This is a genomic window from Corynebacterium sp. 239_CJEI, assembly GCF_001055995.1.
Taxonomy (GTDB): domain Bacteria; phylum Actinomycetota; class Actinomycetes; order Mycobacteriales; family Mycobacteriaceae; genus Corynebacterium; species Corynebacterium jeikeium_D.
Genome location: NZ_JVOW01000017.1, coordinates 1 through 26,925, shown reverse-complemented (window position 1 = coordinate 26,925; position 26,925 = coordinate 1). Strand labels below are relative to the sequence as shown.

Annotated in this window: 22 protein-coding genes; 16 read left to right on the top strand and 6 right to left on the bottom strand. The window is 58.9% G+C overall.

Annotated features, from left to right (window positions below; translation table 11 throughout):
* Nucleotides 1-9: 9 nt before the first annotated feature.
* The 10 genes from coaD (at nucleotide 10) to ftsY (ending at nucleotide 11,993) form a co-directional block, all read left to right on the top strand.
* The gene (gene coaD, locus ADB08_RS05295) at nucleotides 10-483 is read left to right on the top strand and encodes a pantetheine-phosphate adenylyltransferase (protein WP_016422540.1); all 474 of its coding nucleotides are present in this window, start codon (nucleotides 10-12) and stop codon (nucleotides 481-483) included.
* 10 nt (nucleotides 484-493) lie between these two features.
* Nucleotides 494-1,255, top strand: coding sequence for a DivIVA domain-containing protein (locus tag ADB08_RS05290; RefSeq protein WP_049171555.1), 762 nt, complete (start codon nucleotides 494-496; stop codon nucleotides 1,253-1,255).
* A 29-nt stretch (nucleotides 1,256-1,284) separates the two neighbouring features.
* Nucleotides 1,285-1,845: a YceD family protein gene (locus ADB08_RS05285; protein ID WP_048735478.1), complete on the top strand. Its 561-nt coding sequence runs from the start codon at nucleotides 1,285-1,287 to the stop codon at nucleotides 1,843-1,845.
* 42 nt (nucleotides 1,846-1,887) lie between these two features.
* Nucleotides 1,888-2,616, top strand: a complete 729-nt coding sequence (gene rnc / locus ADB08_RS05280; RefSeq protein WP_049171552.1) for a ribonuclease III — start codon at nucleotides 1,888-1,890, stop codon at nucleotides 2,614-2,616.
* Nucleotides 2,616-3,479 (top strand): bifunctional DNA-formamidopyrimidine glycosylase/DNA-(apurinic or apyrimidinic site) lyase, encoded by an 864-nt coding sequence (gene mutM / locus ADB08_RS05275; RefSeq protein WP_049171549.1) that lies wholly within the window; start codon nucleotides 2,616-2,618, stop codon nucleotides 3,477-3,479. The genes rnc and mutM overlap by 1 nt, the downstream gene beginning before the upstream one ends.
* An 18-nt stretch (nucleotides 3,480-3,497) precedes the next feature.
* Nucleotides 3,498-4,958, top strand: coding sequence for an alanine/glycine:cation symporter family protein (locus ADB08_RS05270; protein WP_049171612.1), 1,461 nt, complete (start codon nucleotides 3,498-3,500; stop codon nucleotides 4,956-4,958).
* Nucleotides 4,948-5,229: an acylphosphatase gene (locus ADB08_RS05265; RefSeq protein ID WP_049171546.1), complete on the top strand. Its 282-nt coding sequence runs from the start codon at nucleotides 4,948-4,950 to the stop codon at nucleotides 5,227-5,229. Before ADB08_RS05270 ends, ADB08_RS05265 begins: the two co-directional genes overlap by 11 nt.
* Before the next feature lie 257 nt (nucleotides 5,230-5,486).
* Nucleotides 5,487-6,803 carry an ammonium transporter gene (locus ADB08_RS05260; RefSeq protein ID WP_049171543.1) on the top strand — a complete coding sequence of 439 codons (1,317 nt, stop codon included), beginning with the start codon at nucleotides 5,487-5,489 and terminating at the stop codon, nucleotides 6,801-6,803.
* 88 nt (nucleotides 6,804-6,891) lie between these two features.
* Complete coding sequence (smc, locus tag ADB08_RS05255; RefSeq protein ID WP_049171541.1) at nucleotides 6,892-10,386, top strand: chromosome segregation protein SMC; 3,495 nt, start codon at nucleotides 6,892-6,894, stop codon at nucleotides 10,384-10,386.
* A 47-nt stretch (nucleotides 10,387-10,433) separates the two neighbouring features.
* Nucleotides 10,434-11,993 carry a signal recognition particle-docking protein FtsY gene (gene ftsY / locus ADB08_RS05250; protein WP_049171536.1) on the top strand — a complete coding sequence of 520 codons (1,560 nt, stop codon included), beginning with the start codon at nucleotides 10,434-10,436 and terminating at the stop codon, nucleotides 11,991-11,993.
* Between the two features lie 167 nt (nucleotides 11,994-12,160).
* On the opposite strand, the gene ADB08_RS05245 is transcribed toward ftsY, so the two are convergent.
* Together ADB08_RS05245 and ADB08_RS05240 are read right to left on the bottom strand one after the other, a co-directional pair.
* Entirely contained in the window at nucleotides 12,161-12,877 is a 717-nt protein-coding gene (locus ADB08_RS05245) for a hypothetical protein (protein ID WP_049171534.1), read from the bottom strand.
* A 477-nt stretch (nucleotides 12,878-13,354) separates the two neighbouring features.
* Nucleotides 13,355-14,206 (bottom strand): hypothetical protein, encoded by an 852-nt coding sequence (locus ADB08_RS05240; RefSeq protein ID WP_049171532.1) that lies wholly within the window; start codon nucleotides 14,204-14,206, stop codon nucleotides 13,355-13,357.
* Between the two features lie 605 nt (nucleotides 14,207-14,811).
* Here ADB08_RS05240 and ffh point away from each other — a divergent pair.
* Nucleotides 14,812-16,425: a signal recognition particle protein gene (gene ffh, locus ADB08_RS05235; RefSeq protein WP_048735500.1), complete on the top strand. Its 1,614-nt coding sequence runs from the start codon at nucleotides 14,812-14,814 to the stop codon at nucleotides 16,423-16,425.
* 16 nt (nucleotides 16,426-16,441) lie between these two features.
* Here the strand turns inward: ffh and ADB08_RS05230 are convergent, their stop codons facing one another.
* Nucleotides 16,442-18,592, bottom strand: coding sequence for an acyltransferase family protein (locus ADB08_RS05230; RefSeq protein WP_049171528.1), 2,151 nt, complete (start codon nucleotides 18,590-18,592; stop codon nucleotides 16,442-16,444).
* A 298-nt stretch (nucleotides 18,593-18,890) separates the two neighbouring features.
* On the opposite strand from ADB08_RS05230, the gene rpsP reads away from it, so the two are divergent.
* The 4 genes from rpsP to ADB08_RS05210 all read left to right on the top strand — a co-directional run bounded on the left by rpsP (nucleotide 18,891) and on the right by ADB08_RS05210 (nucleotide 21,543).
* Nucleotides 18,891-19,373: a 30S ribosomal protein S16 gene (gene rpsP / locus ADB08_RS05225; protein WP_038628648.1), complete on the top strand. Its 483-nt coding sequence runs from the start codon at nucleotides 18,891-18,893 to the stop codon at nucleotides 19,371-19,373.
* A gap of 144 nt (nucleotides 19,374-19,517) precedes the next feature.
* Nucleotides 19,518-20,012: a ribosome maturation factor RimM gene (gene rimM / locus ADB08_RS05220; RefSeq protein WP_049171609.1), complete on the top strand. Its 495-nt coding sequence runs from the start codon at nucleotides 19,518-19,520 to the stop codon at nucleotides 20,010-20,012.
* Complete coding sequence (gene trmD, locus ADB08_RS05215) at nucleotides 20,009-20,896, top strand: tRNA (guanosine(37)-N1)-methyltransferase TrmD (protein WP_049171525.1); 888 nt, start codon at nucleotides 20,009-20,011, stop codon at nucleotides 20,894-20,896. Before rimM ends, trmD begins: the two co-directional genes overlap by 4 nt.
* On the top strand, nucleotides 20,896-21,543 hold the full coding sequence (locus ADB08_RS05210) for a phosphatase PAP2 family protein (RefSeq protein ID WP_049171524.1): 648 nt from the start codon (nucleotides 20,896-20,898) through the stop codon (nucleotides 21,541-21,543). The genes trmD and ADB08_RS05210 overlap by 1 nt, the downstream gene beginning before the upstream one ends.
* Here the strand turns inward: ADB08_RS05210 and ADB08_RS05205 are convergent.
* Complete coding sequence (locus tag ADB08_RS05205; protein WP_049171521.1) at nucleotides 21,503-21,997, bottom strand: DUF1877 family protein; 495 nt, start codon at nucleotides 21,995-21,997, stop codon at nucleotides 21,503-21,505. The two genes, ADB08_RS05210 and ADB08_RS05205, sit on opposite strands and share 41 nt — an antisense overlap.
* Before the next feature lie 82 nt (nucleotides 21,998-22,079).
* Here ADB08_RS05205 and ADB08_RS05200 point away from each other — a divergent pair, with 82 nt between their 5' ends.
* Nucleotides 22,080-24,395, top strand: coding sequence for a Tex family protein (locus ADB08_RS05200; protein ID WP_049171519.1), 2,316 nt, complete (start codon nucleotides 22,080-22,082; stop codon nucleotides 24,393-24,395).
* A gap of 38 nt (nucleotides 24,396-24,433) precedes the next feature.
* Here ADB08_RS05200 and ADB08_RS05195 read toward each other — a convergent pair whose 3' ends face one another.
* The gene (locus ADB08_RS05195; protein ID WP_049171516.1) at nucleotides 24,434-25,417 is read right to left on the bottom strand and encodes a DUF1648 domain-containing protein; all 984 of its coding nucleotides are present in this window, start codon (nucleotides 25,415-25,417) and stop codon (nucleotides 24,434-24,436) included.
* Nucleotides 25,418-25,560: 143 nt separating this feature from the next.
* Nucleotides 25,561-26,772, bottom strand: coding sequence for an IS110 family transposase (locus ADB08_RS05190; protein WP_011273191.1), 1,212 nt, complete (start codon nucleotides 26,770-26,772; stop codon nucleotides 25,561-25,563).
* Between the last annotated feature and the right edge of the window lie 153 nt (nucleotides 26,773-26,925).

The window sequence follows — 26,925 nt, the reverse complement described above, 5'->3', positions numbered from 1 at the left end:
TTGACCTCTATGACTCACGCATGCTGCCCCGGTTCCTACGATCCCATGACCTCTGGTCACCTCGATGTGATTGAGCGTGCCGCGCGCCAATTCGATCAGGTGACCGTGCTGGTTACCCACAACCCGAATAAGCAGGGCATGTTCAACGTCGAAGAGCGCATGGACCTCATTCGGCAGTGCACGCAGCACTTGGACAATGTGCAGGTGGACTCCTGGTCGAAGCTGTTGGTTGACTACACCTCCGCGCAGGGTATCACCTGCCTGGTCAAGGGTCTGCGCTCGGCGGCGGACTACGAGTACGAGGCGCCCATGGCGCAGATGAATCGGCGCATGACGGGCATTGAGACTCTCTTTGTGGAAGCTGATCCGAAGTACGGTCATGTGTCGTCGACACTGATGAAGGAAGTTGTTCGCTACGGCGGTTCGGTGGAAGGGCTAGTTCCTGAGCCTGTCTTGCACGCCCTGCAGCGCCGACTGAAGTAGCATGTAAGTCATGTTTCGCGTCTTCGAATCTCTTGATGAACTGGTCCAGATCCTAGAAGAGGCACACGGCGTGCCACTGTCGGCCAATTGTATGGTTCCGCGTCAGCGTGTTCTCGAGTTGCTCGATGAGCTGAGGGATGCTTTCCCGGCTGAGCTCGATGACGCGCAGGATGTCTTGGACCAGCGGGATGAGATTATCAACGATGCTGAAGCCCGGGCGAACAACACCATTTCGACTGCGGATGAAGAAGCCCATCGCATTGTCGACGAGGCCGAGGCCCGCGCTAACCACACCGTCGAGGATGCCAATGCCCACGCAGCTGGCACCGTCGCGGCCGCTGAGGACGACGCCCGTCGCCTCCGCGAGGATGCTCAGCACGAGTACGACAGCATTGTGGATCGTGCTTCTGCCGAGTCCGATCGCCTGATTCACGCTGGTAACGAATCCTACGAGCGTTCCGTTGCGGAAGGCCGCGAGGAGCAGGCTCGCCTGGTCGCTGAGTCAACGGTCGTCCGCGAAGCCAACGACGAGGCGAATCGTCTGCTTTCCGACGCACACGCGGATTCCTCTCGCCTCCGTGAAGAGTGTGACCGCTACGTTGATTCCAAGCTCGCCGAGTTTGAACAGACTCTCCAGGAGACCCTGCGTAATGTCGGTCGCAATCGCTCGGTACTGCGTTCGGGGGCCGGTGCCGTCGGCGGTGGTGCAGGGGCACAGAGCGCGCCGTCTTCCTTCTCCGAGGGGCAGGAACGCCGCCGGTACGAGCGTTAGCGCATCTTCGGGGTAGACTGAGGTCTATCATGACTGACTCATCCCCATTTGTTCTGGACGTTTCGACATGTCTGCAGGGCGGCATGCCCGAGCAGTTCCGCAAGGTAGGCGATAGCCCCGTCCGCGTTGGTGTCGAGATGATTGGCATCGCCGCTGGCGAGGAGGTTGTCGTTGACGGCATTGTCACGAACCTCGGCAGTGGTGTCATGGTTGACGCGACTGTGACTGCCAAGGCCACCGGCGAGTGTGTCCGCTGCCTAGCCCCGCTGAATCCGGAGCTCAGCTTCCACATTTCGGCTGTCTTTTCCAACAACGAGGACTTCATCACAGGCGACGATGCCGAGGAAGAAGACCTTGAGGACGAAGTTGGCCAGATCGTCGACAATACGGTGGATATCACTCAAGCCGTCATCGATGAGGCGGGCTTGAATCTGCCCTTCAATCCGACCTGTCTGGATTTCGATTCCAGCTGTGCTGAGTCGGACTCAGAAGTGCCGGAGCCAGACGGCATCTCGGGTGAAGAGGAGCGCATTGATCCGCGTTGGGCTGGCCTGGCGGAAAAGTTTGGCTCGCTCGGCGACGAGAAGTAATCGACGACGACTTAGACGAAGACTTTAAAGGAGATATAACGGATGAGCCGCAAGCGTCGGCTAACCGGTGAGGCGGCTAGAAAGGCGGCTTTCGAGGCCGTCGATCACGCCCCGCTGCTGGAAAAACTCGGTGTTGAGCTATCAGAGGAGTCCCTGAAGCTCGCTTTGACCCACCGCAGTTTCGCGAATGAAAATGGCATGCTGACCAATAACGAGCGGCTAGAGTTCCTGGGCGACGCCGTGCTGGGCATGTGCGTTGCTGAAGAACTCTACCGTCGCTTCCCGGACCGCGCTGAGCAGGATATTTCCAAGATGCGCGCAGGTGTCGTGAACATGTACGCGCTGGCTGACCTGGCCCGCAGTATCGGATTGGGGGAGCACATTCTCCTCGGTCGCGGTGAGAAGGCCACCGGTGGTGCGGATAAGCACTCAATTCTCGCTGACACCACCGAGGCGCTGCTGGGTGCCATTTACCTGCAGCATGGCTTTGAGGTTGCCCGCGAGACCGTTCTTCGCCTGTTTAACCAGATGATTGACGATGCCCCGACGGAGTCTCGCGGTCGTGACTGGAAGACGCTGTTGCAGGAGCGCCTGGCGGTCAAGCAACTACCGGCTGCTGAGTACACCGTGCGCACCACCGGCCCCGACCATGACCTAACTTTCTACGTTGACGTGCTGGTTGACGGCGTGGTTAAGGGCAGCGGTACCGGCGCCACGAAGAAGGAAGCCGAGATGCACGCCGCGCATCAGGCGCATACTGCACTGGCATAATGCCCGAGCTTCCTGAAGTCGAGTCCGTACGCCGCGGTCTCGACGCTTACGTCGTCGGTGGCCGCATCGAGGACACTTTCGTCTACAACGCTCGTGCCGTGCGGCGCCAACCCGGTGGTGCCGCAGAGTTTATCGGTCGCACGCGCGGGCGCACGGTTATCGCTACGGATCGCCGCGGCAAGTTCATGTGGCTCACGCTTGACGACGACTCCGCAATTGCCATCCACCTGGGTATGAGCGGCCAATTGCGTGTGGAAGCTCCGTACACGCCCGATACGCTGCCCGGACGCCACACCAGGGCCGCATTTGACATAGCCCTGCCGGACGGCGCTCGGCACCTTATCAACTTCAACGATCAGCGCACCTTTGGTTGGGTCTGGGCCTGTGAAATGGTCGAATCCCACGGTCGCTTTGTTCCGGAACCCGCAGTCAAGATCGCGCCCGATCTATTGGAGCCAACTGTCGATGTGGTTGCACTTGCACACCGCATGATGAAGTCGCGTTCGCCGATTAAGGCCGTATTGCTCAACCAGAACATTGTGTCGGGTATCGGTAACATCTATGCCGACGAAATGCTTTGGGCAGCGAAGGTCGATGGGCGCGTGCCGGCGTGTGACCTTTCGGTCCGTCGTTTAGCGAAACTTTTGCGCGAGGGGCAAGCGGTACTTCAGCGGGCGCTAGCGGCGGGTGGCACGAGCTTCGATGCGTTATATGTGCATGTCAACGGCGAAAGTGGCTATTTCGAGCGGAGCTTGAACGCCTATGGCCAAGCGGGGGAGCCGTGCTCGAGGTGTGGGCGCGCAATTGTCCGTCTGCCATTTGGGAATAGATCGAGTTATCTGTGTCCCACCTGTCAGCGCTAGAATTTCCTTATGAGCTTCATGGAACAAGCGACCGATTGGGTCAACGCCTGGAATGACAAGTACTGGCTGTTCATGATTCTGCTACTCAGCGGTGCAGGCCTGTACTTCTGCTGGCGGACCATTGTGGTGCAGCTCCGGTACATCCCGGAGATGTTCAAGGCAATTACCGAAAAGCCGTCTGACATCTCCGAGGGGGTCAAGGGCATCTCGGCCTTTAAGGCCTTCACAATCTCTGCTGCCTCGCGTGTCGGTACCGGTAACGTCGCAGGTGTGGCGGTGGCAATCACTACGGGTGGGCCAGGTGCCGTGTTTTGGATGTGGCTGCTCGCTGCGATTGGCGGTGCTACCAGCTTCGTGGAGTCGACGCTGGCGCAGCTGTACAAGGTGCGGGATAAGGACTCTTACCGAGGAGGGCCCGCGTACTACATCACCAAGGGGCTGGGAGAGAACTGGCGCTGGATGGCGTCGCTCTTCGTCATCGCTATCACGGTGACCTACGGTTTTGTGTTCAATGCGGTGCAGTCCAACTCAATCACGGCGGCTGTGGCTGAGTCGACTGGTCAGGGAACGCCGATCTTTAAATTCTGCGTCGGCATTGTGCTGGCAATCTTGGCCGGCGTCATCATCTTCGGTGGTGTGCAGCGCATTTCGGCGGTGACGCAAATTGTCGTACCGATCATGGCCGTGGCCTACATCATCCTCGGTCTGATTGTGCTGGCTCTCAATATCACTGAAGTGCCGGGCATGATCAAGCTCATCTTCGAGCACGCCTTCGGTATCCGTGAGATCGCTGGTGCCGCTGTCGGTACCGCCATGATGCAGGGTATTCGCCGTGGTCTGTTCTCCAACGAGGCCGGTATGGGTTCCACACCAAATGCGGCGGCTACGGCGTCGGTGTCGCACCCGGTCAAACAGGGCCTCATCCAGACGATGGGCGTCTACTTCGACACCTGGGTCGTCTGTACTATCACCGCAGTTATCATCCTGTTGTCCGATCCGACCTTCGGCGGCGATGCGGAGGGCACCGCGTTAACTCAGGCTGCGCTGTCGGCGCAGGTGGGTACGTGGGCCATCCACGCGGTCACGGTTATCATCTTCTTCCTCGCGTTCTCCTCGCTGGTGGGTAACTACTACTACGCCGAGGCGAATATCCCGTTCCTGTCAAAGAGCAAGGCTGTCCTGAACACCGTGCGTGTCCTGGTCATCCTGTGCGTGATTGGCGGAGCTGTCGGTTCCGTGCCGCTCGTCTGGTCGCTTGCAGATACTTTCTCCGCACTCATGGCCACCATCAATATCATCGCCATTCTGCCGCTGGGCGGCGTAGCTGTCGCCCTACTAAAGAATTACTCCGAGCAGAAGTCCAAGGGGCTTAATCCGGTATTCCACCGCGATGATCTGCCTAACGTCCGCGGCCACGACAAGATTGAGTGCTGGGACGGTTCCGACCCGATGACAGTGCGTGAGTCCGATGTTGCTTAACGACGTCCGCCTCACCGCGTGGGTACACGGTCGTGTTCAAGGTGTTGGTTTTCGCTGGTACACCCGCGCGACGGCTCTGGAGTTGGGGTTGGTTGGTTACGCCCAGAACTACCCGGATGGTCGGGTGTTAGTTGTTGCTGAAGGGCCACGGGCAGACTGTGAGAGTTTGCTCGCTTGGCTTGAGGGGCCGAATACTCCGGGCGATGTGACGGCAGTGGTGCCGTTATGGCAGGAACCGAAGGGTGCATTGAGCACGTTTGACCGTCGTTAAGCGGGTGCCAACTGCCTTCCTCCCCCCCCCATGTCGGTGTAGGAATCCGAAAAATTCGAATACGTTCTATCCCTCGCTCTATGTCATTGTTTTTGCGCAGTTGGCGGGGGATTTTTCGTGTCTTGAGGTAGTCGATTGGTGCGTTGTAGAGGTCTCAGAGCGCTAAAAACCTACGCAACCGGGAAAAAGAATACGTAAATACGAAAGGCGAGTGGATTAAGTTAATAACTACCTACTGACAGGCAGGGGAGGCACATATGACGCCTGAAGAAGTAATTGCACAGTCTGGAAACTCAGCGTGGATGCTGATTTCGGCTTCGTTGGTTTTGCTGATGACACCGGCGCTCGCGCTGTTCTATGGCGGCATGTCGCGACAGAAGTCGGTGCTCAACATGATGATGATGAGTTTTGGTGCGGTCGGCGTTGTCGGTGCCATTTACGTGCTGTGGGGCTGGTCGATGTCCTACGGATCGCAGTCGATCGGTGGTGTTTTTGCCAACCCATTCGAGTTCTTCGGTCTGCGTAACTCGATTACGGATGGTGACGGCAACTACATCGCAGGTGCGAACGGGTACCCGAACATCATCGACATCGGGTTCCAGCTCACGTTCTGCTCTATCTCGGTGGCGCTGATTTCCGGTGCGCTGGCTGAACGTGTGAAGTTCTCCACCTGGTTGATCTTCGTCGGCTTCTGGACGACGCTGGTGTACTTCCCAATGGCCTTCATGGTCTGGGGCGGTGGCCTGCTGAGCCACTCGGCAGAGGGGCTGTCGGCAAAGCTGTTCGGTACCGCTGACGGTGAAGCATTGATCGCTCCAATTGACTTCGCTGGCGGTACGGTTGTGCACATTGCTGCTGGTACTGCCGCTTTGGTGCTGGCGATTATCGTCGGTAAGCGCAAGTCCATCGATGGCAGCCAGCATCGCCCGCACAATCTGCCACTCGTCATGCTGGGTGCTGCACTGCTGTGGTTCGGCTGGTTCGGCTTCAACGGCGGTTCGGCATTTGCGGCCGACGGTGTCGCTGGTCTGGCATGGCTGAATACGACGGTGGCAGCGTGCGTGGGTATGCTCGGCTGGATTTCACTCGAGCGTATTCGTGATGGACATCCCACCTCGCTGGGCGCCGCTTCGGGTGTCATCGCAGGGCTTGTGACTATTACTCCGGCCGCAGGAGATATGAACCCAGTGACCTCGATCATTCTGGGCTATATCGGCGGTGCGCTGGCTTGCTGGGGCGTTGGCTTAAAGTACAAGTTCAACTTCGATGACACCCTGGATGTGGTTGGTCTACATCTGGTTGCAGCTATGTGGGGAACGATTGGTGTTGGCCTGCTGGCCAACGATCGCGGATTGCTTACCGGCGGTGGCATCGACGGGCTGAAGTTGTTTGCCATCCAGATCATTATTGCTGTCATCGCAGCTGTGTTCTCGGGCGTGCTGACGTACATCATTGCCCGAGTCCTGAAGGCAACCGTCGGTTGGCGTATCCACGGCGAGCAGGAACATTCTGGTATCGACGTCGCTCAGCACGGTGAGTCGGCCTACACGTCGGCCAAGCAGGCAGTGGTGTAAACAACGCTGTGTAAACAATCTTGTGTAACAGGGTGCGTGCTTGGGGTAATTCAGCTCCAAACCGTAACTACGGGTAAGATATTGCCCCATGTATTTGAAATCGCTGACTCTGAAGGGCTTTAAATCCTTCGCTTCGGCGACGACGATGAAATTCGAGCCCGGCATCTGCGCAGTTGTCGGCCCGAATGGATCTGGTAAGTCGAATGTCGTCGATGCCCTCGCGTGGGTTATGGGTGAGCATTCCGCCAAGACCCTCCGTGGCGGCAAAATGGAAGATGTCATCTTCGCGGGAACCTCCGGGCGAAAGCCTTTGGGGCGCGCGGAGGTCACTCTTACCATCGACAATTCCGATGGGGCACTTCCCATTCAATATAAGGAAGTCTCTGTCACGCGTCGCATGTACCGCGACGGCGCAAGTGAGTACGAAATCAACGGTTCTCGCGTCCGCCTCATGGATGTCCAAGAGCTCCTCAGCGACACCGGCATTGGCCGCGAGATGCACATCATCGTCGGCCAGGGTCGGCTTTCGCAGATTCTGGAATCGCGGCCAGAGGAGCGTCGTGCGTTTATCGAAGAAGCCGCAGGCGTGCTCAAACACCGCCGTCGCAAGGAAAAGGCGCAGCGCAAGCTGCAGTCGATGCAGGCCAATCTCGACCGTCTGCAGGATCTGACAGGTGAGCTTTCCCGTCAGCTCAAACCGCTGAAGCGTCAGGCTGAGGCCGCCTCTCGCGCCCAGACTGTGCAGGCAGACCTGCGCGACGCCAAGTTGCGTTTGGCTGCCGCGGACTTCGTGGATTTGCAGGACAGCCTCAATGACATTGCTGGTCAAGCCAAGCTCATTGAGGAAAAGGTGGAGGCCGCCACGGAGCGAGCCGAGATTGCCGCTGAGCGCACTGCAGAACTCGAAGCCGAACTGGAGGACATCACTCCAGCTGCCGATGCTGCCCGAGATTTGTGGTTTCGTCTCTCCGCACTCGGTGAGCGTATTCAAGCGACGGCCCGCATCGCCGCCGATCGCGCGGCCGACCACTCCGTCGCTCCGTGGGTAGGCCCAGACCCGGACTTCCTGGAGCAGAGGGCCGACGACGCCGCCACCGAAGAAGCCACGCTCGCTGAGGCTGAGGCAGAGGCCCGCGAAAAACTGGAGGAAATCCGCGAAACGCTCTTCGACGCCGAGGAGACTTTCCGTGAAGCCGAAGCGGAGCACCTCGCGGCCGTTCGCGCAATCGCCGACCGTCGCGAAGGCGTGGTTCGTCTCATTTCCGCAGAAGAATCTCTGCGCACCCGCTTGGAAGCCGCCGAAGCCGAAGCTGCACGCCTTGCCGAGCAAACCAATGAGGCCGACGAACGCCGTGCCGATGCCACCGAAGCCGTGGAAAACGCCGCGCAGGAACTAGCCGAGGCCGAATTCGAAGGTCCCGAGCTGCAGAGTGCTTATGAACAGGCCAACCGGGAAGCAGAGCTGGCCTCTACACGGTTGAAAGAACTCCGCGCTGACGAGCGCGACCTCGAACGCAGTGTCTCAGGTCTGTCCGCCCGCATCGAAGCTCTGGAGACCGCCCGCACCGCCGCTGCCAACGACGGCACCGCGTGGCTACGTGAAAAACACGAACTCGGCGTTCTCTCTGAAGTCATCGATGTCGACGCTGGCTGGGAAAAAGCGCTCACTGCCGCCCTCGGCGCGGCCGCCGAAGCACTGGTCAGCGAGGGCAGTGGAGATTCGCTTATCGACGAGCTTGTGGCCACGGGCAAGGGCAGTGCCGTTGTTATCAATTCTGCGGATGCATCCGACTCTTGGCGCTTGGACATCACTCTGCCCGCACAGGCATCCTGGCTGCTCGATCATGTGACAGTGCCCGCGGAGCTTTCGGGTTCGTTGACCTCTCTGCTCGTTGACGTCGTGGCCTGCGACGACGAGCACGTCGCCCGTGAGCTGGTGACCCAGGATACTCGACTGCGCGTTGTTGACCGCGATGGTGTGCTGCGTGGCTCTGGTTGGGTAGCTGGCGGTGCTGGTGGCACTGCATCAGGTGTGGAAATCGCCGCCGACATTGCTAAGACTCGCGAAGAACTAGCAGAAGCACAGGTGCGTTTGAGTGACCTCGGTGGTGTGCTCTCCGGTGCACAGGCCGAAGAAGAGGACCGCCGCACGGACGCGGCGGCCGCCCGTGCTGCGCTGCGTGAACACCAGAGTCGTATGAAGGTCCTCACGGATGCCCGAACTCGGGCCACAGCGCAGCTGTCCGGCGTGGTGCATGATGCCGAACGCGCTGAGCAGCGCGGAGCCGAAGCCGCGGACCGAGTAACGAAGCTCCAGAAGGAGTTGGCGGTGGTCGCAGACCGCTTAGCTCGCGTTGACCGTGACCCCGAGGAGGGGGAACCGTCGACAAGCGAACGTGACCGTGCCTCGGAGGCGCTGACGGCTGTGCGCGCCATGGAAACAGAGGCGCGTCTGTCGCTGCGTACGGCAGAGGAGCGACTGTCGAGTGTACGAGGCAAGGCCGAGCGGCTCCGTCGCCAGGCTGCATCGGAGCGCGTAGCGAAGGCCCGCCATGAGCAGGCGCAGATGGCGAAGGTTGCCCAGCGCGAATTGGCAGAAGTTGTCGCGGAGCTGGCTGAGGATTTGCATGCGAAGGTCAACGTGTCGTTGGCGCGGGCAGAGGCCGATCGCGACGATGCCGAGGCGCAGAAGAAGACAGTGTCGCAGGCACTATCAGCGGCCCGGACGGAGGCAAATGCGGCGCAACGTGAGCTGGCACAGCTAACGGATTCCGCGCACCAGGGCGACATCGCCCGTGCGCAGGCGCAGGTCCGCGTGACCGAGGCTGCAGAGCGCATCGTCGACCAGTTGGGGCTGTCTGTCGATGACCTGCTCGCGGACTTTGCTCCTGATGAGAACTTCGACCGCGCAGCCGTGACGAAGCAGCTCAAACAGGCGGAGAAGGATCTGCGTGTGCTCGGCCGCGTCAACCCGTTGGCGCTGGAGGAGTATAAGGCGATGGAGGAGCGCTACTCTTTCCTATCCACGCAGCTCGATGATGTCCTCAAGGCCCGCCAGGACCTCACCGATGTTGTCGAGGAAGTCGATGCCACGATCCTGCAGCTCTTCACAGACGCGTGGAACGATGTCGAGGCAGAATTCCCCGCAGTCTTTCAAACGCTTTTCCCGGGCGGCGACGGACGACTGGTTCTCACCGAGCCGGACAACCTGCTCACGACAGGTATCGAGGTTGAAGCCCGCCCGCCGGGCAAAAAGGTTAAGCGGCTGTCGTTGCTCTCCGGCGGCGAGAAGTCGCTGACGGCGCTGGCAATGCTCGTCGCTATTTTCCGCGCGCGCCCGAGTCCCTTTTACGTACTCGACGAGGTGGAAGCCGCGCTTGACGACGTTAACCTGCGTCGCCTTATTGCGCTGCTCGAGGAACTCCGCGCGACCAGTCAGCTGATTGTCATTACGCACCAGAAGCCAACAATGGACGTTGCGAATGTGCTCTACGGCGTGACCATGCGGGGCGATGGTGTGACTCGAGTAATCTCGCAGCGAATGTCACCGGCATCCGCAACTCCGTCGACAGGAGCGGAGTAAGCGCGGAGTAAGTGAGGAAGAGTCGTTGATACTGCATAATGAGAGTTATGACTCCAACTCAGTGGATACTCCTTGTCGTCGCGATTGTCGTTATTATCGCGCTGCTCTTTGTTGTGGGCTATGTCCGCAGGAAGAACCAGCGCATTTCCTTTGCGAAGGAAGATACTAAGGAACTCACCCAGCAGGAGAAGTCTGGAAATTACCAGGCCACTAGTGGTTTTAACTTCGCTCCGGCCGGTGGTGGGACTGATACCCGCGAGAAGCAGCCGGTTGAAAAACCGATGCCGAAACCGGCGGAAAAGCCGATTGAAAAGCAGGCCCCGGAGCCAGAGGAAAAGCAGGCTGATATACCTGCCGATCAGCCGGACGGTTCACTGCTGAAACCAGAAGGTCGACTGGTTATTCCGGATAACCCCACCGAAATGGAGGGGGATTATGACCGCGTAATGCGGGAAATCCCAATCGATTTGCCAACGGCCGGGGAAGAGGAATCAGAGCCCGAGCCGGAACCACAACCAGAGCCCGAAGCAGAGCCTGAGGTAGAGGTAGTTCCTGCTCCTGAACCGGAGCTGGAGCCGGAGCCGACTCCCGAACCAGAACCGACGCCAGAGCCGGAGCCGGAAGCTGCGCCGGAGCCGACGCCAGAGCCAGAAGCAGAACAGCAGATTGACTCCATCGACCCGGCTGAGGGACGTCTGGGCCGCCTGCGCGGTCGTCTGTCACGGTCGCAGAATGCAATTGGCCAGTCTGTGCTCGGCATCTTGGGCGCGGGTGACCTTGATGAGGACGCGTGGGAAGAGGTTGAAGACATCCTGGTTATGGCTGACCTCGGTGCGGCTGCGACGCAGCGTGTCGTCGATAAGCTGCGCGAGCGTATTGCCAGCCAGAAGGTGAGCACGGAAGAGCAAGTGCGCGCCCTGCTGCGTGAGGTGTTGATTGAGGAGTGCAAGCCTGAGATGGACCGCTCCATCCGCGCACTTCCGCACGAGGGCAAGCCCGCAGTGATTCTGGTAGTCGGTGTCAACGGCACAGGTAAGACCACGACGACGGGCAAGCTGGCTCGTGTACTGGTCGCCGGTGGCCACCGTGTTGTTCTCGGCGCAGCGGATACCTTCCGTGCTGCTGCAGCCGACCAGCTGGAGACCTGGGGGCGACGCGTTGGCGCGGAGACCGTTCGCGGCGCTGAAGGCGCCGATCCTGCTTCTATTGCATTTGAGGCAGTTGCTCACGGTATCGAGTCCGGCGCTGATGTGGTGCTCATCGACACCGCCGGCCGCCTGCACACCAAGGTCGGTCTGATGGACCAACTGGACAAGATTAAGCGCGTGGTGGAGAAGAAGGCTCAGGTTGACGAAGTCATCCTGGTTTTGGACGCGACGGTTGGCCAAAATGGTCTACTGCAAGCTCGTACGTTCCGGGATGTAGTAGACATCACCGGCGTTGCCCTGACCAAGCTGGACGGTACCGCGAAGGGCGGCATTGTATTCCAGGTGCAAAACGAGCTCGGTGTGCCGGTGAAGTTGGTTGGCCTTGGTGAAGGTGCTGACCACCTGGCGCCGTTTGAGCCGGAGAGCTTCGTAGACGCACTGCTCGGCGGCCGCAAATAGTAACTAACATCGATGAGTGAATTTTCCATCGATTGGTGAGTACAGCGTCGCCCGTTGCCCCCGGCAAAAATAAAGGCCTCGGAGCCACCGCGTAGATTTCTGTAGAGGATACGCGGGGCTCCGGGGCCTTTAATGTTGAGGTGCTAGGAATCTAGCGGAGAGTTGTGCTAGGAATCCTTAGAATTCTTGCGTGCGAGGCGGGTAGCTGCCACGCCACCGACCAAGAGTGCAAGAGCGGCACCGCCGAGGGCAGTCGCCTGAACACCAGTGACTGCTAGCCCAGTGTTCTTGGTCCCGGTTTGCTTACCGTCATTCTTAGGGGTGTCGGGCTTGTCGCCTGGATTTTCCTCCCCAGGATTCTCGTCCTCCCCGGGCTGTTCGTCACCTGGGTTTTCATCGTCGCCCGGAGTTTCGTCATCGGAGGTCGGACAGTAGCCGTAGACTCCGGTTGCCGGGTCAATCTTGCTCATATCACGCGGGGAACCGTCGGGGCACGTTGCGGTGTCGTCGACTCCCGGCGGAATTCCGTCATTTTCTGGGGCATCTTCATCAGGCTCCGGAGTTGGGCCGGAATCATCTGAAGTGCCACAAGCACCGTAAGCCCCGGTTGCCGGGTCAATCTTGCTCATGTCACGCGGGGAACCGTCGGGACAGGTCTGGGTGTCCTCAACGCCCGGTGGGATGCCATCGTTAGATGAACCTCCTGGATCCGGATTTGCAGCGTCATCTACACACTGGAAAGTACCGCCAACATTTTCAAAATGTTGACCGGCGGGGCATTCCGACGGGGCGGGGTCAGGAATCTGTGCGGTGGCGGCGCCAACGCCGATGAGCATGCCGGCTGAAGCGGCAGCGGCCACCATGGTCGAAGAGAGCTTCTTCATTTGGAAACCTCACAATGTCTATAGGAAAGCCCTGCAATCAAAGGACTTAAAGGGGAACACTGTTCACACTTTTGATTCTAATAACTAATTACAGTCTTTGGTGGTATGGGTTTGGGAAGGGGGGGTAAAGAGAAATTGTTGACTTGTCCAAACCCCAGTAAGGGGAAGTGGGAACTTATATTTACAACGCTGAGTGTGTACACCCGTTGTGGGTAGGGCGTTTATAGAACCAGTCACTGTCGACTCGGTAGGGGGCTTTTCTGTCTTCGCTAGCGAAGCGTGGTACCTGATTGTGTCGGGTGGTGAAAGGTGGATGGGGCGTAGAGGTTCGGTAAAAAATCGGTGCCTGTGAGGTTTTATGCTTCGGGCTATAGGAGCTATGACTTTTCGGAGGTATGGCGCACAAAAATGCTCCCGATGCTAAATAGGCATCAGGAGCATTTTATGTTTCGTTACCGGGGTAGAACCCCAAGCTTCTTAGCGGTTCTTGCGGGCGATGCGGGTAGCGGCGACACCGCCGACAAGGAGAACCAGAGCGGCTCCGCCCAGGGTGGTGGCGTCAACGCCGGTGGCTGCCAGGCCAGTGCTCTGAGTCGAAGAAGCCTTCTTGGACTCCGAGGTATTCTGCTCAGACTTCTTGGAGTCCGAAACCTTCTTTACATTCTCGGAAGAGGTCGTCTTCTTGGACTCGGAAGCCTTCTTCTCGGCCTTTTCCTTGGCCTTCTTCTCTTCCTTCGTGCACTTGTTTTCGTTCTTGCACTCAGCAGAGATCTTGATGTCAACGTTTACCTTGACATCCTTGCCGTCCTTGCCCGGCTTACCGTCCTTGCCGTCCTTGCCTGGCTTCTCGGTGTCCGGCTTGTCCGTGCCTGGTTTGTCAGTGTCCGGCTTCGCCTCGTCCTTGACGCAGACACCGAAGACGTTCGGGTTGCCTGGGACTGGCTTGCTCATGTCGAAGTGCTCGCCCTCCGGGCACTGCTTATCAGAAATGCCTGGGTTTCCCAGGTCGCCCGGCTGGGACTCATTGTCGCCCGGTGTTTCGGGCTTAGGAGCTTCCTGGTCCGCGACGCACTGGAAGGTTCCGCCGACGTTCTCAAAGTGCTGCCCGTCTGGGCACTTGTCCGGCATTGGGGCCGGAATTCCGTCAGTGGAATCCTGCTCAGGCTGGTCTGCGACGCACTGGAAGGTGCCTCCGACGTTTTCAAAGTGCTGGCCGGCGGGGCACTCGGTCGGCATTGAGTCCGGAATCTGTGCAGTAGCGGTGCCTGCGCTTGCAATCATGCTGGCGGAGAAGGCAGCGGCGGCGATAGCCGTGGTGAACTTCTTCATGAAAACCTCTCAAGGAGTCAAACGGTCAGAGACCAATGAATATGATTTCGCCGTTCATCCCTCATCGTGCACGGCGGAAAATAAAACCAGGCCAACTGCGGTTAACTAGGTTCATGATTAACCATAAACTGGTTGATATATGAACGGTATTGGAGGTAGTTATAGGAATAACATCAGGTGCGCAGTGGCGTGCTTTGACCTGCTGCAATGCCGCCGGTTTGCTATTTGGCTTACACCATTCCGGGGGAGGTTCTTACTAAGGGTGGCCTTAGCAAAAGCTAGCCACTGGCGTTATCTTTCTGTTACCTAGCTGGTGGTAACTGGGTTGGATAAACGTTCTTTATGCAGTAGGGCATTCATATCTGGAGGCTCGTTTAATTGTCACGTTAAAATAACGAACAGTAATCTAACGTCCTTGAGAATAAAAGAGCTTCGTCCTATTGCTATTTTTTACTTCCTATTGGTTACACCCGAATCGGGGCATTTAGGGTGGGTGGGCTGCAATCGTTGTCGATAGGCGAAGCTGTAGATATGTGCCAAATGGAGTATCCAGCGGGTACGGTAGAACAGTTAAGAAAAAACAAGGCAAAAGGGGAGCTGGAAACTTGTTTGAGTCTCTTTCCGATCGTTTGACGGGTGCCCTGCGGGGGCTGGGCGGGAAGGGCCGCCTGACTGAGGCGGATATTAACGCCACCGCCCGCGAGATTCGGCTGGCTCTTCTGGAAGCCGATGTCTCCCTCGAGGTTGTCCGTACCTTCATCAAGCGCATCAAGGAACGCGCTAACGAAATTATTGGCAGCCAGACTGTCAACCCGGCAAACCAGATTATTGAGGTCGTCAATGAGGAACTGATTAACATCCTCGGTGGCGAGACTCGACGGCTGAATATGTCGAAGCAGCCACCAACAGTTATCATGCTGGCCGGTCTGCAGGGCGCTGGTAAGACCACCTTGGCCGGTAAATTGGCCAGGTACCTCACGGATCAGGGGCACACCCCGGTCCTCGTCGCCTGTGACCTGCAGCGTCCAGGTGCGGTGCAGCAGCTGGAAATTGTCGCTGAGCGTGCAGGCGTGCCGTGCTTCGCACCGTTCCCGGGCACCAGCCTCGATTCCACCCATGAAATGGGCACCAGCGAGGACAACCCAGTTGACGCCGCGTTCCGTGGCCTCGCTTATGCTCGCCAGCATCGCCACGATGTGGTGATTATCGATACCGCAGGTCGCCTGGGTATCGATGAGGTTCTGATGAAGCAGGCTCGCGACATTCGCGATGCCATCAACCCGCATGAAGTTCTGTTTGTCATCGACTCCATGATTGGTCAGGATGCGGTAGAGACCGCCAAGGCCTTCCGAGACGGCGTTGACTTCACCGGCGTTGTACTGACCAAGCTCGATGGCGACGCGCGCGGTGGCGCTGCACTGTCTATCCGTGAGGTCACCGGTAAGCCGATTCTGTTCGCCTCCACGGGCGAGAAGTTGGAGGACTTTGACGTCTTCCACCCAGACCGTATGGCCAGCCGCATCCTGGGCATGGGTGACCTGAAGACGTTGGTTGAGGTCGCTTCCAAGGAAATCGATCATGAGCAGGCTGCCAAGTCCGCCCAGAAGATTGGTTCCGGCGAGCTGACTCTCGAGGACTTCCTCGAGCAGATGATGATGGTCCGCAAGATGGGCCCAATCGGCAACATCCTCAAGATGCTCCCCGGCGGCGCGGAAATGTCCAAGGCCGCGGAAATGGTCGACGAAAAGCAGCTTGACCGCATCGAGGCGATTATCCGCGGTATGACTCCGGAAGAGCGCGAGAATCCGAAGATTTTGAATGCTTCACGACGTCGTCGTATCGCCAACGGTTCCGGTGTGTCCGTTTCAGAGGTTAACCAGCTCATCGAGCGTTTCAATGAGGCGCGGAAGATGATGGCGCAGATGGCCGGCCGATTTGGTATGGGCGGTGGTCGCCCATCGAACCGCAAGGCCAAGCGTGGTCGAAAGGGCAAGGGCAAGAATAAGCGCAAGGGCGCTAACCGTGGTCCAACGCCGCCGAAGGCAATGCGCGGTGGCGGAATGCCCGGTATGCCTGGAATGCCAGGTATGCAGGGCATGCCGGGTATGCCTAGCATGGCTGAACTGCAGAAGCTGCAGAAGCAGATGGGTAATCAGCTGCCAGAAGGTATGGAGGACTTTGACCTCAACAATCTCGACTTCGGACAGGGCAAGAAGTAGCGGGGACTAGAAGTAGCTAGTCCCGCAGAGCCTTCTGAATCTGGCGGTCCATTTCAGGACTGAAAGTGGCCGCTAGTTCATCGGTGATGTGATTGCTGTCGCGGTAGACGTAGATATTGCCAATAACTTTACGGCAGGTGGTCGGACCGCAGAAGATGTCGGAGAAATCTAGACTGTGCCCGTTGGGGAAGTTCGCAAGAATCTCCTCAGCGGGATTTTCTGCATTTAGGGCAGTTTTGCGGTGGATAGTGCAGTCTTCTTCCGCTTCTTCGCATACGCTGGGGGAGAATTGGTCCAAGTCCTCCCGTAGCGCCCATGGGTTATCGCGGATGGCGAAGAAATCAATTCCGCGTTCTTGCAGAGCAGCGAAAAACGAAACGTAACCATCCGGTGTGTAGTCGCCGGGCTGCGGTGGGTCCGCCTGGAACAAGGGTCTGGTTGCAGTGGTGAAAACCATCTCTGGCTGAATCTCGTCAATTTTCTGCAGAGCCTCGAAAGTCCAGGCCACGCAGATATCGCCGACTCCGTGGATCGGTTCTAAGGTCGCTGGACAGCCTTGTCGGAGAAGAACCACCACTCGGTACCCGTTGTTTTTGCCGTAGGCATCAATCGGGGCAAACCAATGTTCCATGTGCGAGCCGCCGACGATGACAATCGATTCACTAGCATCTGCATCACCGTAGACACACGGCTGGGTCTCATCGCGCCAACGGCGATTCGGCGGGAAGTATCCGACGTCCTCACCGCCTGTCGCAAGGCAGCCATCGAGGGCAGGTTCCGGCCAAAGGTCCGTGATGAAATCGGTATTCGGCTTTGTGGCTGCCTTGGGGACCTCGTACCCGTCGGTAAGCGCGAGTGCACCTGGATAGACCTCTGGATCTAGGCTGGTGGCGGAGGCGCGATCGACGCGCACCTGTTGCACGTTGACAAGGCTGGACATGCCGACCAACGCAATGACGACAACAGTGCCGACTGCCGCTAGACGACGAGCCGGGCGACGATGCTTCATTGCGTGGATTGCATCGCCAACGACGGGCTGAGTCCGGGTCGGTCGGCGAGTCGATTGAGCCAGCGGCTGCTCGACATACTTGTTGGTGAGTTTGGCCAAAATAAAGGAAACGACGATCACTGTGGTGCCAAGTTTCAGCCCCGGAGTATCGCGGTTGAGGTAGTTTATGGCCAGGATGAGAAGAGGCCAGTGCCACAGGTAGAGCGCGTAGGCGCTCTGGCCTACTTCGCGCATTGGGCGGCTGGCCAGGAACTTGGAGATCCAGCCCGCCTCAGGGCCGGCGATAATAATCAGCGCAGCACCACCGAGGGGCCATAGGGTCCAAGGGCCTGGGAACTGTGCGGCGCCGTCGAAGATGAAACCGGTGGAGACTACCAGTGCGAGGCCGATGCTGGCTAACAGCACTCGAAGTGGCTTGGGCATGGGGATGGAGCCCCGGACAAGAATCAGTCCGAGTAGTGCGCCGAGGCAGAGTTCCCAGAGGCGGCTGACAGTGGAGTAGTAGTTCCAGCCCTGGTTTTCGGAGTGCATATAGAAGGCATAGGCAAGCGAGCCGAGAGTGATAACTGCCAGCAAAGGGGTGAGGATTCGGCGGAGTTTACCGCCGGTAGCGTCGGTGCGCTTCGCCTCCACCGGTGAGGTAACCGCGCCGACAATCTGGGGTGAGCGCGTCATCCAGGCGAGTAGGGAGATGAGCAAAATGGAGCCGAGATAAAACTGGCCCTGTACCGACATTGACCACAGGTGCTGCAGTGGGGAGGTTTCGCTCTCTGCGGCTGCGTAGTCCGAGCCCTGGAGTGCCAGTTCATAATTTTGGTAGTAGAGCAGGCTGGCGCGGAGTTGCTGGGCAATGTCGATCGTGCGAAGCGATGGAATGAAGTAAATGACAAACAGGGTTGTCGCAAAGAGGACCAGCACTAGTGTCGGGATTAGGCGACGCAGCGTGCGCCAGATGCTCCACCATGGATTGATGGACTGCCGGGGATTGATGGCATTGCGGTACTGCGCGCCGAAGAAGAAAAACCCGGAGAGCAAGAGGAATACGTCCACACCACCGGAAACGCGGCCGACGTAAACGTGGAAAAGGACTACGAGGGCAATCGAAATGCCCCGTAGTCCGTCCAAGTCATACCTATATTGGGTGCCGGTGGTTTTCATAGAATGTTACGTTACCGCACTGTCAACGACGTTCAGCATTAGTGGGTATGCAGCGTTTCGAGTGCGCAGTTTTGTTAATTTCCAAAAACTGCTGGTAACATACCTCGAGTTGTCTCAATGAGAATCCTCAGCTGAGGCACGACTGCGAATTCATCGGATCCGGCCACGGCCGCCCGGTGGTCACGCGCAGTGTAAATATCCCAAGGGCAAAACCGGTCCGAGGCACTTCGTTAGTAATTACTCGTGAGCTCGGATGCATAAGTATTGTCCAGTGACATAGAAGAAAGAGGAACTCCTCATGGCAGTCAAGATTAAGCTGCAGCGCCTGGGTAAGATTCGTACTGCTCAGTACCGCGTCGTCGTTGCTGATGCTCGTACCCGTCGCAACGGTGCGGTCATTGAGAACCTGGGCATCTACCAGCCGAAGGAAGAGCCGTCGATCATCAAGATTGACTCCGAGCGCGTTCAGTACTGGCTGGGCGTCGGTGCACAGCCGACCGAGCCGGTTCTGGCTCTGCTGAAGGTCACCGGCGACTGGCAGAAGTTCAAGGGCCTCGAGGGTGCAGAGGGCACTCTGAAGGTTGCTGAGCCGAAGCCGACCAAGCTCGAGCTGTTCAACAAGGCTCTGGAAGAGGCCAACAATGGCCCGTCCGCTGAGGCCATCACCGCTAAGCGCCGCGAGGCCAAGGAAGCAGCTAAGGCTGCTAAGGAAGCTGAGGAGGCCGCAAAGGCTGCCGAGGCTGAGGCTGCTGAGTCCGAGGCTTCCGAGGACGCCGAGTAATAAGGACGCTGAGTACGCCGCTTAGCTAATCCGGGCGCTACCTTATACTTCAAGACGAAGTGTTGGGTGGCGCCTTTTTGCTTTACGCAGGGTGTTTTACAGAGCCTTTATAAGAGAGGGAGTGTGCGCGTGTCGGTAGCTGACATGGTGCTTATTGGCCGAGTGATCAAGCCCCACGGTGTGCGCGGGGAAGTCGTCGTCGATGCGACAACGGATGATCCGGAAGGGCGTTTCGCAGTCGGGGCCACGCTGTTGGGTGTACAGGCCGGCCGTGAGGAACAGCTGACTGTGAAAACGGCACGCCCGCACCAGGGGCGTTTGCTGATTCGCTTCGAGGAGATTCCGGGCCGCAATGAGGCCGAGCGTCATCGGGGTATGAAGTTTTATGCCGAGCCCGTCTTCGAAGACGAGGACTTTTATGACTTTGAACTTGAAGGCCTGCGCGTAGTCCATAACGGCACCGATATAGGCGAGGTCACTTCTATCGTCCGCGCGCCCGCTCATCGTCTCCTTGAAGTCACGCTTGACGACGGGGCCCGGGAGGTACTCATCCCTCTGGTAGAGGACATCGTTCCGGAAGTTGACCTTGAGAATTCTACTGTCACCATCACCCCGCCGGAAGGACTGTTGGAGCTGTGAGCTTACGTCTCGATGTAGTCACAATCTTCCCGGAGTACCTCGAGCCACTGCGTCATGCGCTGCTGGGCAAGGCAATTGAGCAGGGCATTTTGAGTGTCGGAGTGCACAACCTGCGCGACTGGGCGCCAGGTGTACATCAAGCCGTGGATGACTCGCCCTACGGCGGTGGCCCCGGCATGGTTATGAAGCCGGATGTCTGGGGCCCCGCCCTCGACGAGGTGGCGACGCTGAAAGCGGAGCAGTCGCTCACGTCCGCGGTGCCACATTTGGACAATGTCCGCCATGATCAGAAACTGGGCTTGGTCGAGGAATCTTCCTATGCTGCAGCGGAAGTGCCGTCGTTAAGCGAAGAAGATTCAGCGAAGCCCCTGCTGATCGTCCCGACCCCGGCGGGCGAGCCGTTTACGCAGCAGATGGCGCAGGAGTTCTCACACGAGGAGCACATTGTGTTCGCGTGCGGGCGCTACGAGGGCATCGACCAGCGAGTTATTGATGATGCCGCTAATCGTTACCGCGTGCGTGAGGTCTCTATTGGGGACTATGTGCTGATCGGCGGGGAAGTGGCGGTGCTGGTGATTGCGGAGTCCGTCGTGCGGTTGATCCCGGGTGTGTTGGGCAATCGCAAAAGCCACGAGGAGGACTCTTTCTCTGACGGTCTGCTCGAAGGGCCGTCCTACACCAAGCCGCGCGAGTGGCGTGGACTGACAGTGCCGGACGTTCTCCTCAGCGGCAATCACGCGCTGGTGGACCGTTGGCGGCGCGACCAATCGCTCATCCGCACGGCCGAACGTCGTCCCGATTTGCTTGCCGACGTCGACCTCAGCGCCCGTGACCGGGAAATAATCCAGGGAGTCATTGGGGAAGTAACCGAGGAGAACTGCTAGTGGCACGTGTTCGAATTGCGCGACCTCGGCACGTCATTGGTTGGCTAGCTGTCCTTGGGGCGCTGGCGTGGTTCACTCAGACGCAGCTGGCGGGGAGTATGGATCAGTCGTTTGCGGGCTGGGTCAGTGACCTGCATGGGGCGCGGGATGGCCGCGTCGATAGTGTGATGCTGGCTTTGAGCGAGATTATCCGGCCGATTTACATCGCGCCGGTCACGCTTGTTGCTGCGGCACTCCTGTGGTTCCGCTTCCGTGCGTGGGCGTTGCTACTGCCGGCGTCATTCGGTTCGTCAATTGCGGTGACTTATGCCATGAAGTGGTTTTTGGACCGCGACCGACCGGGAGAGGAGTTCTCACTGGTCAACCTGCACGATGCGGCGTTTCCTTCTGCACATGTGGCAGCGGTTACCTCCAGTGGCATGGCCGCGATGCAGCTTGCCATCCCCGTATTGCGCCGCACAGCCCGCAAGCTGCTCGACCTGGCCATCATCGCGCTTATCGGCGCTGTGGCACTGTCGCGCGTGTGGGTCGGGGCGCACTGGCTCACCGATGTTATCGGCGGCCTCATCGCCGGAGTTATCGGCTTAGCAGTTGCGCTGCTAGTTCTTAGGAGATGGCCACGAGCACGGCGCTACGCGCTGCCTTAGTCTCCTCGTAGAAGGCCACGAGTTCGCGGTACCGCTGTGTCGCAGTGGCTTCGTCGATAAGCGAACCATTGTCCGTGATGCGGGCGGCAAGATCGATGCTTGCCAGCGTCTGGTGCACGTCGCCGACGCGATCGGCGCGGATGACTGCAGACAGCGGCTTGCGGCAGACGCGGTCGGCACCGAGGATGGCCTCCGCCAGCGGGTCGCCGAGTGCCTGGCCGTCGATGGGATTGCCGGTCAACGTGCGCAGCAGGGACTCCCAGTCCGTGTCGATGTCCAGGGCATCTTCGTCCGGAACGTCGACGAAGTGCTGCAGGATAATCTTCTCCGCGCCGTCGGTAACAAGCCCCGCCGTGCCGCCGTCGCTGGTCGCCGCAGGTGCTGCGACCTCAACTAACCGCGCTGCCTCCTCATCGGAAATGCGCAGGTATTCGGCACAGAGTTTCTGCTTCATGGGGCTCCTTTTCCGGTGATTACTGCGAGCCTTCTGTGGGGCGTTCGCCAATTGGTACTTCCACGATAGTAAAGTTGCCCGGGTGATTTCATCAGTAATTGCCCGAGAACTCGCCGCCACTGGTGCGGACGTTGCCGAAAGTGCCGTCGCCGCCGCTATCAAGCTTCTCGACGAAGGCAACACCGTGCCTTTCATCGCCCGCTATCGCAAGGAAGTAACCGGCGGACTCGATGACACACAGCTGCGTTTCATCGAGGAACGCGTCGTCTACCTGCGCGAGCTAGAAGATCGCAAGCAAACGATTCTCGCCGCTATCGAAGAGCAGGGAAAGCTTAACGACGACCTGAAGGCCGCCATCCTCGCCTGCGACACTAAGGCGCGGTTGGAGGATCTCTACCTGCCGTACAAGAAGAAGCGCAAGACCAAGGCCGATATTGCACGTGAGGCCGGGTACGAACCGCTGGTGGAGGAGCTGCTGGCCGACCCAGCCGCGGACCCCGAGACTCTGGCCACTAAGTACGGCGAGGCAGCTGGTAAGGATGCGAAGGACGCTCTGACCGGTGCCCGTGCCATCTTGGTCGATCGCTTCGCTACCGATGCTGATTTGGTTGGCTCTGTCCGTGAGCAGGTGTGGTCCTCCGGTTCCGCCGCCGCTGCCGTGGTGGAGGGCAAGGAGACTGCGGGTGCGAAGTACCGTGACTACTTCGAGCACAACGAACCTCTGGACACCATGCCTAGCCACCGCGTGTTGGCCGTGCTGCGCGGTGAGGCCGAGGGCATCCTGACGCTCAACATCGATGCGGGTGAGGATGAGACCTACGAGCACATGATCCGTGAGGCCTTTGAGCTTCCCGACGGCGGTACCTCCAAGTGGATTGACCAGGCCGTTCGTTTCGGTTGGCGCACCAAGTTGGAGGTGTCCGCTGCCCTCGATGCCCGCACTCGACTGAAGGAGCGCGCCGAGGCCGAAGCCGTGGATGTCTTCGCCCGTAACCTGCGTGACCTGCTGCTGGCCGCACCGGCTGGCCAGCGCGCCACTCTCGGCCTGGACCCGGGATACCGCAATGGTGTTAAGTGCGCCGTTGTCGACTCCACTGGCAAGGTGCTCGACACTGCCATCGTCTACCCGCACCAGCCGCGCAATGACTGGTCCGGCGCCAAGGAGCAACTGGCCACTCTCTGCGCCACGCACCGCGTGGAGCTCATGGCCATCGGCAACGGCACCGCTTCCCGCGAGACCGAAACCCTGGCCCGCGAAATCGCTGACCTGATAGCTCAGGCCGGCGGCAAAAAGCCGACCCCTGTGGTGGTTTCTGAGGCCGGTGCTTCCGTCTACTCCGCATCGTCCCTGGCAGCAGCTGAGTTCCCGGACATGGATGTATCTCTCCGCGGTGCCGTATCGATTGCCCGCCGCCTGCAGGACCCGCTTGCTGAGCTCGTCAAAATCGATCCGAAGTCCATCGGTGTCGGCCAGTACCAGCACGACGTTTCCCAGACCAAGCTCGAGCACTCTCTCGATGCCGTGGTCGAGGATGCCGTCAACGCTGTCGGCGTGGAGGTCAACACCGCCTCTGCGCCGCTGCTCGGTCGCGTTGCTGGCGTGTCCTCGACTGTTGCGGACAGCATCGTCGCTTACCGAGACGAAAACGGCGCTTTCACCTCCCGCAAGGAGCTGCTGAAGGTTCCGCGTCTTGGCCCGAAGGCCTTCGAGCAGTGCGCCGGCTTCCTTCGCATCCACGGCGCTAACAACCCGCTGGATGCCTCCGCCGTGCACCCGGAGTCCTACCGCGTCGTCGATGCCATCGCCGCTTCGACCGGCGTTAGTGTCCAGGAGCTCATCGGCAACTCCCGTGTCCTGTCCAAGGTGCGTGCTGCAGACTTCGTCGACGAGTCCGCAGGTATCGGCCTGCCCACCGTCCAGGACATCTTGACCGAGCTGGACAAGCCCGGCCGCGATCCGCGTCCCGAGTTCGTCACCGCCACCTTCAAGGAAGGCGTGGAGAAGGTCTCCGATCTTCAGCCCGGCATGATTCTCGAGGGCACCGTCACTAACGTCGCGGCCTTCGGCGCCTTCGTCGACGTCGGAGTCCACCAGGACGGCCTCGTCCACGTCTCCAACATGGCCCGCGGTTTCGTCTCCGACCCGCACGAGGTCGTCCGCTCGGGCGAGGTGGTCAAGGTGAAGGTTCTCGACGTTGACGTCGAACGCAACCGCATCGGTCTATCGCTCAGGCTTGACGACGACGCCTCGGATGCCAAGCCAAAGCGTGACGGCGGTCGCGGAGAAGGCCGTGGAGGCGGCCGAAAGCGTGGTTCCCAGAATAAGAAGCGCGGTGGAGCCAACCGCGGTGGAGGCGGCGGTTCCATGGCTGACGCGCTGCGCAGGGCAGGCTTTTAGCTCCTGATCTGTTAGCGCTTGATTTATTAGCGCATAGCCTATTGGCGCATAGCGTCGATGCGGCTGTTGATCTCACCCGCGACAGCCGCAGCCATTCCATCCGGTACGACGATGGTGTAATCGGACCCCGAGGTCTCAATCTTGACTGCCTCGCCTGACCGTGCCGCCACGGTGATGCGGCCATCATTGCCAAGTCGAAGCCCAATACCGCCACCGTCGGCCCAGTTATAAGTGGCCGGCTTCGCATATTTGATGGTTCGAAGCTCAATGGGGTGTTTCATCTTCAGCGGTCCACAGCCGTTAAAAACGGTAATGGAATCTGTCTTCGGGTCCGTGTCTAGTGTCATGCCGGTTTCATATGCGATGAGGAATAGCGGCGTGCACAGCAGAAAAACAATGCCGAGGCTTGGCAGGAACACTGCGAGCGCTACAGACACCACGCACCAGACTGCGAGGGTGACCTTGACCCCCTTAGAGATGGCCACACTGACATCGATGGGAGTCGGGGCTCCTTCTCGATGGGGCAACTGTGGCGATGTCGGCTCGGTGACCGTGGCGTCGGTAAGCGAGGAGTAGTCCTTGAGGCGGCGCGTCACGAGCAGGGCCGCTACTAGGCCGATGATGACGCCGGCTATTGCATAGATCCAGCCGATTCGGGCGGTCGTAGGGTCCGTCGTGCCGATCTGCGGGATGATAATCGCGAATTCAATGCCGATTAAGAAGCCGCAGAGGGCGAGGTTGGTTATTGCAATTGGCTTGCGCACGACAAGCGGCGTGCTGGTCTTTGCACCGAGCCAACCGATCTGCGCACATGCGATGACGATGATGGCCATAATCAATGTGCTTTGAATTGGCGGCATGAAACCGTTGGGAGTGCCGCTACCGCTCCAATGCGTTGCTAACTGCTCCGGTAGTCGGTCGGAAATGGCAATTACCCACAGAAGCTGTGCAATCGCCAGAACGCACGGGGCGATGATTGTTCCTCGAACAATCCAGGGGTCAAAGCGTGGAATCTGCTGCATGGAGACAATCTAGCAGTTGGGGGGGTGTCCCTATGTTTTTGTCAAGTGCCAGACCGATGTTGACGAGCACAGTCTTGGGAGTAGTTTCTTAGGCGTGCCTAGGAGCCGGCCAGCGTGTGCTGGTCGGCTTCGTCTTTGGGGCTTTATGCGGCGACGGGGCGTGGCGGGATTTCGCGGAAGAACTCCTTGTTTTTCAGCATCGCGTAGATGACATTGCATCGGCGTCGTGCCAGGCAGATGACTGCTGCGTTGTGGCGTTTTCCTTCAGCGCGTTTGCGTTCGTAATACCGCCGTGACGGTTCGTGGCTGCGGATAACTGCGAATGCGGAGTAGAACAAGGCGTTTTTCAGTCGTTTATTGCCTGACCGTGCCGGGAATTCACCTCTGATCGACGAACCGGATCGTCTAGTCACGGGTGCTATTCCAGCATAAGCAGCTAAGTGGCCAGCACTAGCGAAGTCGGAGCCATCACCGATCGCAAGAAGGATCTGCGCTGCGGTCTTGATGCCGACTCCGGGCATACTCATCAAGACCTCACAAAGAGGGAAATCAGCGAGCATCTCTTCAACCTGCTCAGCAATGGTGTTTCGTTGCTCTTTGAGGGCCTGGATGTTTGCAGCCAGTTGAGGAATTACTAACTCGGCGGCATCGCTTCCAGGCACGGTGACTGTTTGAGCTTTCAGCGCTGTAAAAATGTCGTCTACCAGCGGGGTGGGGTCTTTACGTGTGCGCTTGATCATCCAGTTCAACACTCGTTGGTATCCGGCTCTTTTTAGCCCCTGCGGTCCCTTGTAATGGATCAATAATTCCAGGATCGGCGTGCGAGTCAGGGTGCTACCAGCAAAAACTCGTTCCAGGCTGGGGTAGATCTGGGTGAGGACACTGCGAAGCCGATTGACAGTGCGAGTGCAATCGCGGGCGATGTCATCATCGAAGCCGGACAGCATCTTTAGGGCGGAGAGTACCTCATCATTGCGGTCGACGGCACGTAGCGTGTGGGGCATTGTGCGGGCGGTGTCGGCGATGATGAATGCGTCGCGTTTGTCTGTTTTTGCACGTCCCGGATAGAGATCTGCAGCTTTGCGCATCGCAAGACCTGGCAGGTATCCGACTTCGCAACCGCAGTCCCGGGCTACAGCAATCGGTAGTGCGCCGATGGTGTTGGGTTGGTCGACGATCACGAGCACGGTGCCAAGCTTCTGAAGCTGGTGAAAAACGCCTGCTAGTTCGGATTCGAGTTGAGGCAACGGTTTGTCGAAGACCTTGTTGCCATCACGGTCTAAGGCGCAGGCGTGGTGTTCAGATTTGCCGACGTCTAACCCAAGGAATATGTCGATGGAATGCTCCGGAGACATGATGAGCTCCTAGAAAACGAGATGGGTATGGCGTTGTTCCAGTCGCTGGTGTCATGACCTTCGTTGCAAGCACCCACGTTACAAAGAGACCTAGTTTAAAACTGGCCGTGTCCCTATCAGCTGTCATCGAAAGTCCTGGCACCCGGCGGCAAC